Origin of the sequence: Streptomyces sp. NPDC006450, assembly GCF_040612195.1 — a bacterium.
Lineage (GTDB): Bacteria > Actinomycetota > Actinomycetes > Streptomycetales > Streptomycetaceae > Streptomyces.
This window is the reverse complement of sequence record NZ_JBEXPT010000001.1, coordinates 125,600-137,480: the sequence shown is the minus strand read 5'-3', so window position 1 is coordinate 137,480 and position 11,881 is coordinate 125,600. Positions and strand designations below refer to the sequence as shown.

At 70.1% G+C, this 11,881-nt stretch carries 9 protein-coding genes and 1 tRNA gene; all 10 read right to left on the bottom strand.

Going from position 1 to position 11,881, the window contains the following annotated elements; all coding sequences use genetic code 11:
- Positions 1-4: 4 nt before the first annotated feature.
- Positions 5-1,312: a hypothetical protein gene (locus ABZY57_RS00610; RefSeq protein WP_356506673.1), complete on the bottom strand. Its 1,308-nt coding sequence runs from the start codon at positions 1,310-1,312 to the stop codon at positions 5-7.
- Positions 1,313-1,436: 124 nt separating this feature from the next.
- Positions 1,437-1,571, bottom strand: coding sequence for a DLW-39 family protein (locus ABZY57_RS00605; protein ID WP_208809277.1), 135 nt, complete (start codon positions 1,569-1,571; stop codon positions 1,437-1,439).
- A gap of 156 nt (positions 1,572-1,727) precedes the next feature.
- Positions 1,728-1,801 (bottom strand) — tRNA-Ile (locus tag ABZY57_RS00600).
- Between the two features lie 107 nt (positions 1,802-1,908).
- The gene (locus ABZY57_RS00595) at positions 1,909-2,538 is read right to left on the bottom strand and encodes a DUF3566 domain-containing protein (RefSeq protein ID WP_356506671.1); all 630 of its coding nucleotides are present in this window, start codon (positions 2,536-2,538) and stop codon (positions 1,909-1,911) included.
- A 2-nt stretch (positions 2,539-2,540) separates the two neighbouring features.
- Positions 2,541-5,156: a DNA gyrase subunit A gene (gyrA, locus tag ABZY57_RS00590; RefSeq protein ID WP_356506669.1), complete on the bottom strand. Its 2,616-nt coding sequence runs from the start codon at positions 5,154-5,156 to the stop codon at positions 2,541-2,543.
- 40 nt (positions 5,157-5,196) lie between these two features.
- Positions 5,197-7,254, bottom strand: coding sequence for a DNA topoisomerase (ATP-hydrolyzing) subunit B (gene gyrB / locus ABZY57_RS00585; protein ID WP_356506668.1), 2,058 nt, complete (start codon positions 7,252-7,254; stop codon positions 5,197-5,199).
- Between the two features lie 415 nt (positions 7,255-7,669).
- A complete protein-coding gene (locus tag ABZY57_RS00580) occupies positions 7,670-8,227 on the bottom strand; it encodes a DUF721 domain-containing protein (protein WP_356506666.1) in 558 nt (185 codons plus the stop codon).
- Positions 8,224-9,360 (bottom strand): DNA replication/repair protein RecF, encoded by a 1,137-nt coding sequence (recF, locus tag ABZY57_RS00575; protein ID WP_356506665.1) that lies wholly within the window; start codon positions 9,358-9,360, stop codon positions 8,224-8,226. The genes ABZY57_RS00580 and recF overlap by 4 nt, the downstream gene beginning before the upstream one ends.
- Before the next feature lie 136 nt (positions 9,361-9,496).
- Positions 9,497-10,372: a phosphogluconate dehydrogenase (NAD(+)-dependent, decarboxylating) gene (gene gnd / locus ABZY57_RS00570; RefSeq protein WP_243331108.1), complete on the bottom strand. Its 876-nt coding sequence runs from the start codon at positions 10,370-10,372 to the stop codon at positions 9,497-9,499.
- A 313-nt stretch (positions 10,373-10,685) separates the two neighbouring features.
- Positions 10,686-11,816: a DNA polymerase III subunit beta gene (gene dnaN, locus ABZY57_RS00565; RefSeq protein ID WP_243331110.1), complete on the bottom strand. Its 1,131-nt coding sequence runs from the start codon at positions 11,814-11,816 to the stop codon at positions 10,686-10,688.
- Positions 11,817-11,881 lie beyond the last annotated feature (65 nt).

The following is an 11,881-nucleotide window of genomic DNA, read 5'->3' as shown; positions in this document are numbered from 1 at the left end:
CGTCCTAGGCGGAACGCCGCCGGGACAGCAGGATCCAGCCTCCCAGGACGAGCAGCAGCAGCGTCCCCGTACCGAAGCCGGCGCCCGCGACCACCCGCATCACCGACCGGTTCGCGGCGGCGGCATCGGCCTCGACGGCCGTGGTGCCCTCCCTGGCCGCGGCACGGTCCTCGCCGCCCACCCCGAACCCGGCGGCCGCGAGGTCCTCCGCGTAGCCCGGTGCCCTGCCCGGCGTGCCGATGATCTGCGTGCGCAGGGTCAGCGGGACGGGCACCGCTTCCTGGGTGAACTCCCCGACCTTCCCGGCCATGGTCACCGCCACGTAGTACCAGCCGGCCACCCGGACCGAGCCGACCTTCCGGTCGGAGGCGAAGCGGTTCTCGTAGGCCACCGGCGGTGTCCGCGGCAGGGTGAGCCCCGCCTGCTTCCCGTCGTACGAGGTGTACTCGCCGTCGACGAGCGACCGGTACGGGCTGTACAGCGCGACGGAGAGTCCGGGTGAGGCGTACCCCGAGTCCTTCGTCGGCTTGCCTGCGGAGAGTTCGGCCGCGAGGCCCAGCTGCTGCCCCCAGTCGAGCGGCACCCGGTAGAAGAGGGTCTGGCCGGGCCGCAGCTCGTCGCTCCAGACGCCGCTGTCCAGCGCCCGTGCGTCGTTGAAGCCGGTCCCGCCGGAGCGCGGAGCCGCGTCGCTGCCGGGCAGCGTCGGCGAGGCGGAGGGCCAGACGCTGGGGGCGGCGACGGGGGCGTTGCTGCCGCCGAGCTTCGGTTCGCGCTGGACCCGCAGCTCCAGCGGCCAGGCCGCCGGGTCCCCGTCCTTGGCCGTTTCGCGCGTGACCTTGACGTAGTAGGTGCCGCCCGTCTGGCATCCGGCGTCCTCCTGCATGACCCGGGCTCCCACGGCGCTGATGGGGACGGGGTCGTAGCCGAAGTCCGCTCGCCCCGGGCTGCCCGGGCAGGAGCGGTTCTCGATGTTCAGGACGTCCACCGCCAGGCCGTCGCTGTAGCTCACCTTGGCTCCGCCCGGGGGCTGGAGCACGGCGGAGACGTACACGGTCGAGCTGTCGTCGAGGTTGAGCCGGTAGTACCGCTCCCCCGGCGCGAGCGAGTCCTTGTAGACCGCGCCGGCCTTCAACTCCGGCGCTCCGGCCGTGGAGGGCTTCCCCGCCACCGCCACCGCCCCGTCCGCGCCCCGGTAGACGGGCACCGGCTGCGGGGTCCCCGCCGCCTCCGCGGCACCCGGCAGGGCCGCGACCAGCCCGAGGGCGGCCAGCGTCGCCGCAGCGGCCGTCCGTACCCGACGTACCCCACCCATCACACGCACCCACCCCGAGTTTGCCAACGCAAGCAAGTTCTTTGCATACCGCAATATTTCGTCACAGAGCAGCACAAAGCCCCGACCGCAGCGGCAGTCGGGGCTCTGGGATCAACCTCGGGTCTCACACACCGGAACCAGAAGGCACGGAGTCGGTTGCCTCCGTCCACAGGTCCTGCTCTGCGCGGTCCGCCTGGATCTGGCGGTACACGAGGAGCCCGCCGATGGCGGCCAGTGCGACCAGGAGCAGCTTCTTCACCGCGCGACCTCGTCTTTCGTTGACGTAGGGGACTTCTGGCGCCCAACAATACACACCGACCGATACCGATCGGTGACCTGTCGGCCCACCAAAGACCCACCAACTGGCCCAACGACGAAGACCCCCAGGCCATGGGCCTGGGGGTCTTCGACACTGTGGGGCTAACAGGATTTGAACCTGTGGCCTCATCCTTATCAGGGATGCGCTCTAACCAACTGAGCTATAGCCCCATCCGCGCTGCGCGCTGACTTCTGAAGGTTAGCGCACAGACCCGGTGACTCCAAAATCGGTTCCCGTGACCCGTCTGCGCAGGTCACCAGCCCCGTCCCAGAAGGCTCTACTCGTCCTCGGCGAGCGTCAGCTCCACACCGCCGACGAAGCCCGCCGACAGGTTGTAGATGAACGCGCCCAGGGTCGCCAGCGCCGTCATGAGCACCACGTCGATGACCGCGATCACCGACGTGAAGATCAGAACGCGCGGCAGCGACAGGAAGCTCTGCAGGTCGAAGCCGTTGCTCTCGTTCGAGCCGGTCGCCTCGCTGATCGTCCCGCCGACGCTGGAGAAGATCCCCATGGCGTCCATGACCATCCACAGCACCACCGCCGCGACGATCGTGCACACGCCCAGCGCGATCGACAGAAGGAAGCTGACCTTCATCACCGACCAGGGGTCGGCCTTGGCCACCCGGAGCCGCGCCTTGCGCGTCCTGGGTGCCATACGGGCCCCCGTGCGCGGCTTGCGCTGCGCACCGGGATCGCCCGCCCCCCGCGGCGTCCCGGGGCCCTGGGGCACCGCGTACGCCTGCGGCGGGTGGTACGGCGGCTGAGGACCGGCCTGGGTCTGAGGCGACTGAGGCGGCTGCGGCCCTCGGGTGTCCGTCACGGTTCCCCCCTGCGAGTCCGCGGCGGGGCCACGGGCACCGTTCGCTCCAGTGTGGGCCGGTCCGGCGCCCGTGGCTCCGCTCACGCTTACTCCTCGTGCTCCCCAGCCGAGGGCTCCGTGCCCTCGGCGGCCTCCGCGGCCTGTCCTTCGACAGTCGCGTCGGTCCCGATCTCGTTCTCGCTGTCGTCGACCTCGTCAGCTTCCTGACCGGCCTCCGCGTTGCGGGCGATGCCGACGACGGCATCCCGCTTGCCCAGGTTGATCAGCTGGACGCCCATGGTGTCACGGCCGGTCTCCCGTACTTCGTTGACGCGCGTACGAATCACACCACCGCTGAGCGTGATGGCGAGAATCTCGTCCGTTTCGTCCACCACCAGCGCCCCGACCAGCGAGCCGCGGTCTTCCACGATCTTCGCGGCCTTGATGCCCAGGCCACCACGGCCCTGGACGCGATACTCGTCCACCGGCGTCCGCTTCGCATAGCCGCCGTCGGTCGCGGTGAAGACGAACGTACCCGGCCGGACCACGCTCATGGAGAGCAGTTCGTCCCCTCCGCGGAAACTCATGCCCTTCACGCCCGAGGTGGCGCGGCCCATCGGGCGCAGCGCGTCATCGGTCGCCGTGAAGCGGATCGACTGCGCCTTCTTGCTGATGAGCAGCAGGTCGTCCTCGGCGGACACCAGCTCGGCGCCGATCAGCTCGTCGTCGCTGCCGTCCTCCGTCTCCCGGAGGTTGATGGCGATGACGCCACCCGAACGGGGCGAGTCGTAGTCCTTGAGCGCCGTCTTCTTCACCAGGCCGCCCTTGGTGGCCAGGATCAGGTACGGGGCGGCCTCGTAGTCGCGGATCGCGAGGATCTGGGCGATCTTCTCGTCCGGCTGGAAGGCCAGCAGGTTCGCCACGTGCTGCCCGCGCGCGTCGCGGCCGGCGTCCGGGAGTTCGTACGCCTTCGAGCGGTAGACCCGGCCCTTGTTGGTGAAGAACAGCAGCCAGTGGTGCGTGGTGGACACGAAGAAGTGGTCGACGAGGTCGTCCTGCTTCAGCTTCGTGCCGCGCACGCCCTTGCCGCCGCGCTTCTGCGAGCGGTAGTCCTCGGTCTTGGTGCGCTTGACGTACCCGCCGTGGGTGATCGTGACGACGATGTCCTCTTCGGCGATCAGGTCCTCCATGGACATGTCGCCGTCGAAGGGCACCAGCTTGGAACGCCGGTCGTCGCCGAACTTCTCGACGATGGCCGCCAGTTCCTCACTGACGATCTGACGCTGGCGCTCCTCGGAGGCCAGGATCGCGTTGTACTCGTTGATCTTGGCCTGGAGCTCGTCGTGCTCGGCGACGATCTTCTGCCGCTCCAGGGCCGCGAGGCGGCGGAGCTGCATCTCCAGGATCGCGTTCGCCTGGATCTCGTCGATCGACAGCAGGCCCATCAGGCCCTCGCGGGCGATCTCGACCGTGTTGCTGCGCCGGATCAGCGCGATGACCTCGTCGATCGCGTCCAGCGCCTTGAGCAGACCGCGCAGGATGTGGGCGCGCTCCTCCGCCTTGCGCAGGCGGAACTTCGTGCGCCGGACGATGACCTCGATCTGGTGCGTCACCCAGTGGCGGATGAAGGCGTCGATCGACAGCGTGCGCGGCACGCCGTCCACCAGCGCCAGCATGTTCGCGCCGAAGTTCGTCTGAAGGTCGGTGTGCTTGTACAGGTTGTTCAGCACGACCTTGGCGACGGCGTCGCGCTTGAGGACGATCACCAGGCGCTGGCCGGTCCGGGACGAGGTCTCGTCGCGGACGTCGGCGATGCCGCCGACCTTGCCGTCCTTCACCAGGTCGGCGATCTTCTGCGCCAGGTTGTCGGGGTTGGTCTGGTACGGGAGCTCCGTGACCACCAGGCACTGGCGGTTCTGGATCTCCTCGACCTCGACCACCGCGCGCATCGTGATGGAGCCGCGACCGGTCCGGTACGCCTCCTCGATGCCCTTGCGGCCCACGACCAGGGCGCCCGACGGGAAGTCCGGGCCCTTGATCCGCTCGATGAGCGCGTCCTGGAGCTCCTCGTGCGAGGCCTCCGGGTGCTCCAGCGCCCACTGGGCGCCGGCCGCGACCTCGCGCAGGTTGTGCGGCGGGATGTTGGTGGCCATGCCGACCGCGATGCCCGCGGAGCCGTTGATCAGCAGGTTCGGGAACCGGGCCGGCAGGACCGTCGGCTCCTGGTTGCGGCCGTCGTAGTTGTCCGTGAAGTCGACGGTCTCCTCGTCGATGTCCCGGAGCATCTCCATGGCCAGCGGCATGAGCTTGCACTCGGTGTAACGCATCGCGGCCGCCGGGTCGTTGCCCGGGGAGCCGAAGTTGCCGTTGGAGTCCACGAGCGGCATGCGCAGCGACCACGGCTGGGCCAGGCGGACCAGGGCGTCGTAGATCGAGGAGTCACCGTGCGGGTGGTACGTACCCATGACGTCACCGACGACGCGGGCGCACTTGTAGAAGCCCTTCTCGGGCCGGTAGCCGCCGTCGTACATCGCGTACAGCACACGGCGGTGGACCGGCTTGAGGCCGTCCCGTACGTCGGGCAGGGCGCGGGAGACGATGACGGACATCGCGTAGTCGAGGTAGGAGCGCTGCATCTCCGTCTCGAGCCCGACGGGCTCGATGCGTACGACGGGCTGCTCCTCCGCGGATTCCGCGGCGGTGGGGGTGATTTCGTCGGCCATTGCTGGTCAGAAGTCCTTTCGGGCGGTCAGCTGAGCCGACTCAGATGTCGAGGAAGCGAACGTCCTTGGCGTTGCGCTGGATGAAGGAGCGCCGGGCTTCGACGTCCTCACCCATCAGCACCGAGAACAGGTCGTCGGCCTGCGCGGCGTCGTCCAGGGTGACCTGGCCGAGCACGCGGTGGTCCACGTCCATCGTGGTGATGCGCAGTTCCTCGGCGTTCATCTCGCCCAGACCCTTGAAGCGCTGGATCGAGTCTTCCTTGATCCGCTTGCCGTTCTGCTTGCCGAGCTCGACCAGCGCGTCGCGCTCGCGGTCCGAGTACGCGTACTCGAAGTCGTCGCGGCCCCACTTGATCTTGTACAGCGGCGGGCGCGACAGGTACACGTGACCGGCCTCGACCAGCGGCCGCATGAAGCGGAACAGGAAGGTCAGCAGCAGGGTGTTGATGTGCTGGCCGTCGACGTCGGCGTCCGCCATCAGGATGATCTTGTGATAGCGGAGCTTCTCGATGTCGAAGTCCTCGTGCACACCCGTGCCGAAGGCGCTGATCAGCGCCTGGACCTCGGTGTTCTGGAGGATCTTGTCGATGCGGGCCTTCTCGACGTTCAGGATCTTGCCGCGGATCGGCAGGATGGCCTGGTACATCGGGTTCCGGCCGGACTTGGCGGAGCCGCCGGCCGAGTCGCCCTCGACGATGAAGATCTCGCACTTGGTCGGGTCGTTGGACTGGCAGTCCGACAGCTTGCCCGGCAGCGACGCGCTCTCCAGCAGACCCTTGCGACGGGTGAGGTCACGGGCCTTGCGGGCCGCGACGCGCGCCGTGGCCGCCTGGATCGACTTGCGGATGATGTCCGCGGCCTCGTTCGGGTTCCGGTCGAACCAGTCGTTGAGGTGCTCGTGCACGACCTTCTGCACGAAGGTCTTGGCCTCCGTGTTGCCCAGCTTGGTCTTCGTCTGGCCCTCGAACTGCGGCTCGCCCAGCTTCACCGAGATGATCGCCGTCAGACCCTCGCGGATGTCCTCGCCGGCGAGGTTGTCGTCCTTCTCGCGCAGGAACTTCTTCTCCCGCGCGTAGCGGTTGACCAGACCCGTCATCGCCGCGCGGAAGCCCTCTTCGTGGGTACCGCCCTCGTGCGTGTGGATCGTGTTCGCGAAGGAGTAGACGCCCTCGGTGTACTGCGAGTTCCACTGCATCGCGATCTCGACCGAGAGCATGCGCTCCTTGTCCTCGGCCTCGACGTCGATGACCGTCGGGTGGATCAGCTCGCCCTTGCGCGCGTTCAGGTACTTCACGAAGTCGACGATGCCGCCCTCGTAGTGGTACTTGACCGTGCGCGCCTGCTGGTCGTCGATCTCCTCGGCGGTGTCCGCGCCCATCGTGGCCTTCGCGGACTCGCGCTCGTCCGTCAGCGAGAGGGTCAGGCCCTTGTTGAGGAAGGCCATCTCCTGGAAGCGGCGCGAGAGCGTCTCGAAGGAGTACTCGGTGGTCTCGAAGATGTCGCCGTCGGCCCAGAAGGTCACCGAGGTGCCCGTCTCGGACGTCTCCTCGTTCTTCAGCAGGGCCGCCGTCGGGACACCGAGCTTGTAGTCCTGGGTCCAGCGGTAGCCGTCGGTCTTGACCTCGACCGCGACCTTGGTCGACAGGGCGTTCACGACGGAGACGCCGACGCCGTGCAGACCGCCGGAGACGGCGTAGCCGCCGCCGCCGAACTTGCCGCCCGCGTGCAGGACCGTCAGCACGACCTCGACGGCCGGCTTCCCCTCGGACGGCACGATGCCGACCGGGATACCGCGGCCGTTGTCGACCACGCGCACGCCGCCGTCGGCGAGGATCGTCACGTCGATGGTGTCCGCGTGCCCGGCCAGGGCCTCGTCGACCGAGTTGTCGACGACCTCGTAGACGAGGTGGTGGAGGCCGCGCTCACCGGTCGAGCCGATGTACATGCCGGGACGCTTGCGGACCGCGTCCAGGCCCTCGAGGACCTGGATGGCACTGGCGTCGTACGAGGAGGTGACCTCGCCGTTCTGGCCGACTGTGGACTGGTTGTCGTTGGGGTTGCCGGAATCGGCCACGAAGCGCCCTTTCTGGCACAGCACAGGCCGTACTCCGGGCCGGCATGCATGCAAGCGGGAGCGGCTGCGTCGATCTGCGTTGTCAGCGGTGGTCAGCTTTACTCGACTGGATCCCGCGCATGCGCGGGATTCTCGTTCAGTCTACCGGTATCACCCCCATGAATGGGCGTTTGCCGGTACCTGAGTCCTCATGTGCCGCCCGGAAACTCCTCTCTCCGACTCCCCATATCCGGGGAGGGGCCCAAAGAGGCTCACACGGGCATTGAGCGCTTCGGGCTGTCAACCTCCCGCTACCGTGAGGGACACCACCCGCACAGCCGTCCGAACGGGTGGCCGCCGGACCCCTACTCACCCGTACGGGTGCCCGCGCGTCCGGGCACGGGCATGGGCATGCGAAGCCGCCCGGACGCGGTCGAACGCGCCGGGCCGGGTCGCCCTCTCACCCGTAGGTGTCCCCCGGGCCGGTGCTCCCCGGCGCCCGCAAGGGCCCGTACCGCTTCGGCCCGCCGCCAGGACCGTGGACCTTGATCAGCCGGACCGTGCCCTGCCCCAGATCCGCGTTGAGCCGGGCCACCAGCTGCGGGGCCAGCAGCTTCAGCTGAGCCGCCCACGCCGAGGAATCGCAGCGCACCACCAGCTCGCGGTCCTCGTACCGGTCCGGCACGCAGTGCGTCGCGATGTCGTGGCCCACGATCTCCGGCCAGCGCTCCATCACGCCCGCCACCGCCATCGGCATCTCCCAGCCGCGCTCCGTGCGCAGCCGGTCCAGCGCCGCCATCAGCGGCATCGGGTCCCGGCCGTCCGCGCGGGCGCCCGAGCGCAGGCCCGGCTGATGGCGGCCCTTCTTGTTCTGCGCCGCGTTGCCGCGGGCCCGCGCCTGCTCGCGCGCCGCCGCCAGCGCCTGGCGCGCCAGGTCCACGCCGGAGGGCTCGGCCGCCTTGCGCGGCGGGTCCTGCGGCCGTCCCTGCGACGGCGGGTCCTGCTCCTTGCCGCTCACAGCCGCGTCACCTCCCCGCCGGACACCGCGAACCGGGTCCCGACCAGCACCCCGGGCACGTCGTCGTCGACCGCCGCCGTCACCAGCACCTGCTCGCCGGGCGCCACCAGCTCCGCCAGCCGCTCCCGGCGCCGCGCGTCCAGCTCCGCGAACACGTCGTCGAGGATCAGCACCGGCTCGCTGCCCTCCGCGCGCAGCAGCTCGTAGGAGGCCAGCCGCAGGGCCAGCGCGTACGACCAGGACTCGCCGTGGCTGGCGTACCCCTTGGCCGGCATCTCCCCGAGGCGCAGCACCACGTCGTCGCGGTGCGGGCCGACCAGGGTCACCCCGCGCTCGATCTCCCCCTTGCGCACCTCCGCCAGCGAGCCGAGGAGGACCTCGTACAGCGCCTCGCGGGTGCGGGCCTCGCCGCTGTCCACCTGCTCGCCCGCGGAGGACTTGTAGGCCACGCCGAGCGGTCCGCCGCCGGGCGCGAGCTGCTCGTACGCCTTGTCCGCCAGCGGCAGCAGGGTCGCGAGCAGGTCGAGCCGGTGGGCGAGCAGCTCCGCGCCCGTGCGCGCCAGGTGCTGGTCCCACACGTCGAGGGTGGACAGGTCCATGGAGCGGCCGCCGTGCCGGCGGGCCATCGCCGCCGACTTCAGCAGGGTGTTGCGCTGCTTGAGCACGCGCTCGTAGTCCGAGCGCACGGCCGCCATCCGCGGCGAGCGGGCCGTGACGAGCTCGTCGAGGAAGCGGCGCCGCTCCCCGGGGTCGCCCTTGACCAGGGCCAGGTCCTCGGGGGCGAACAGCACGGTGCGCACGATGCCCAGCACGTCCCGCGGCCTGACCTGCGAGGACCTGTTGATCCGGGCCCGGTTGGCACGGCCCGGGTTCAGCTCCAGCTCCACGAGCTGCTGGCGCTCGCCCTGGGTGACGGCGGCCCGGATGACGGCGCGCTCGGCGCCCATCCGCACGAGCGGGGCGTCCGCGGAGACGCGGTGGCTGCCGAGGGTCGCGAGGTAGCCGATCGCCTCGACGAGATTGGTCTTGCCCTGCCCGTTGGGGCCCACGAAAGCGGTGACGCCCGGGTCGAGGGGAACCTCGGCCCGGGCGTACGAGCGGAAGTCGGCCAACGAGAGATGCGAAACGTGCATGTGGCGCCGACCTCCCCCGGCTTCCTGCTGCTCTGCCGTGCTCCGCTCCACAGGCTGTGCACATGTGGACCGCACGTGTGGACTGCACGTGCGGACTGTGCACATGCGGACCGTGGACCTGTGGAGCGGTTGTGGATTACTTCTTCTCGACCGCGTGGCCGCCGAACTGGTTGCGCAGCGCGGCGATCATCTTCATCTGCGGGGAGTCGTCCTGGCGGGACGCGAAGCGCGCGAAGAGCGAGGCCGTGATCGCGGGCAGCGGCACGGCGTTGTCGATCGCGGCCTCGACCGTCCAGCGGCCCTCACCGGAGTCCTGCGCGAAGCCGCGCAGCTGCTGCAGGTGCTCGTCCTCGTCCAGCGCGTTCACGGCCAGGTCCAGCAGCCAGGACCGGATGACCGTGCCCTCCTGCCAGGACCGGAACACCTCGCGGACGTCGGTGACCGAGTCGACCTTCTCCAGGAGCTCCCAGCCCTCGGCGTAGGCCTGCATCATGGCGTACTCGATGCCGTTGTGGACCATCTTCGCGAAGTGGCCGGCGCCGATCTTGCCGGCGTGTACCGCGCCGAACTCACCCTCGGGCTTGAGGGCGTCGAAGACGGGCTGGACGGCCGCGACGTGCTCCTTGTCGCCGCCGTACATCAGCGCGTAGCCGTTCTCCAGGCCCCAGACGCCGCCCGAGACTCCGCAGTCCACGAAGCCGATGCCCTTGGCGGCCAGCTCGGCGCCGTGCTTCTCGTCGTCGGTCCAGCGGGAGTTGCCTCCGTCGACGACGATGTCGCCGGGCGAGAGCAGGCCCGCGAGCTCGTCCACGGTGGACTGGGTCGCCGCGCCGGCCGGGACCATGACCCACACCACGCGGGGGGCCTGCAGGCTGTCCACAAGTTCCGACAGGCTGTGGACATCCGCGAGGTCCGGGTTGCGGTCGTATCCGATGACGGTGTGGCCGGCGCGGCGGATGCGCTCGCGCATGTTGCCGCCCATCTTGCCGAGACCGACGAGACCAAGCTCCATCAGGTGGTTCCTTAAGCGTTGTGGCCGTCTGTGCCGGGGTGCGCCCCGCCCGGGGACATCCCCCGTGCCGAGCCTACGCCGGGGCGCGGCGCCCGGCGCCACGGGCACTCCGGGTGTCCGGCGCCGAGGCGCGCGGCGGGCCGCGCACGAGGCCCCGTACGGGCTCCTGCGCAGTCCCGCGAGTCCGCTGCCAGGCCCCTGGGAGGCCGCTACGGGGCCGCTACGGGGCTTCGCGGGCGGGAGGCGGAACACCCTCGGGCCCGGTCCGCGGGAAGCGGTGCCGGGCCCGAGGGGCTGCCGCGTCGTTCCGGGCTCAGCCGGAGAGGCGGACCGGCATGATCAGGTACTTGTACGCCTCGTCGGCCTCGGCGTCGACCGCCGGGCGGCCGCTGAGCAGCGCCGGCTTGGTGGACGTGGTGAAGCTCAGCTGCGCGGCCGGCGAGTCGATCGCGCTCAGGCCATCCAGGAGGAAGGTCGGGTTGAAGGCGATCGAGATGTCGTCACCCTCCAGCTTCGCGTCGACGCGCTCCACAGCCTGTGCATCGTCGGAGGAACCGGCCTCCAGGATCAGCACGCCCTGCTCGAAGCTGAGACGGACCGGGGTGTTGCGCTCGGCGACGAGGGCCACGCGCTTGACGGCCTCGACGAACGGGGCGGTCTCGATCACGGCGACGGAGTTGAACTCGGTCGGGAAGAGCGTGCGGTACTTCGGCAGGTCGCCCTCGAGGAGGCGGGTGGTGGTGCGCCGGCCGGCGCCCTCGAAGCCGATGAGGCCCTCGCCCTGGCCGGAGCCCGACAGCGCGATGGTGACCGTGTCGCCGCTGGTGAGCGACTTGGCGGTGTCCAGGAGGGTCTTGGCGGGCACCAGGGCCACGGCCGAGGCCTCGGGGTCCTCGGGCTTCCACAGGAACTCGCGGACCGCGAAGCGGTAGCGGTCGGTGGAGGCCAGGGTGACCTTGTCGCCCTCGATCTCGATGCGCACACCGGTCAGCACGGGCAGCGTGTCGTCGCGGCCGGCGGCGATGGCGACCTGGGCGGCGGCGGAGGCGAAGACCTCGCCGGGCACGGTGCCGGTCGCGGTGGGCATCGTCGGCAGTGCCGGGTACTCCTCCACAGGCAGGGTGTGGAGTGTGAATCGCGAGGAGCCGCAGACCACGGTCGCCCGTACACCGTCTGTGGAAATCTCCACCGGGCGGTTGGGGAGGGCGCGGCAGATGTCGGCGAGCAGCCGGCCCGAGACCAGGACGGTGCCGTCCTCCTCGACGTCCGCCTCGACGGAGACCCGCGCCGAGACCTCGTAGTCGAAGCCGGAGAGGGACAGCTTGCCCTCCTCGGCCTTCAGCAGCAGGCCCGCGAGAACGGGCACCGGCGGCCGGGCCGGGAGGCTACGAGCAGCCCAGGCCACCGCCTCCGCGAGTACGTCGCGCTCCACCCGGATCTTCACCGGAAACCGCCTCCTGCTGTTGCTCGCTCGTCTGCCGGCCTTCGTCGTCGGCTCGTCGATGCCTC

Excerpts from the sequence above, each read along its gene's own strand:
- ABZY57_RS00610 (WP_356506673.1), bottom strand. The coding sequence starts at position 1,312 with ATGGGTGGGGTACGTCGGGTACGGACGGCCGCTGCGGCGACGCTGGCC.
- gyrA (WP_356506669.1), bottom strand. The coding sequence starts at position 5,156 with ATGGCCGACGAAATCACCCCCACCGCCGCGGAATCCGCGGAGGAGCAG.
- recF (WP_356506665.1), bottom strand. The coding sequence starts at position 9,360 with ATGCACGTTTCGCATCTCTCGTTGGCCGACTTCCGCTCGTACGCCCGG.
- gnd (WP_243331108.1), bottom strand. The coding sequence starts at position 10,372 with ATGGAGCTTGGTCTCGTCGGTCTCGGCAAGATGGGCGGCAACATGCGC.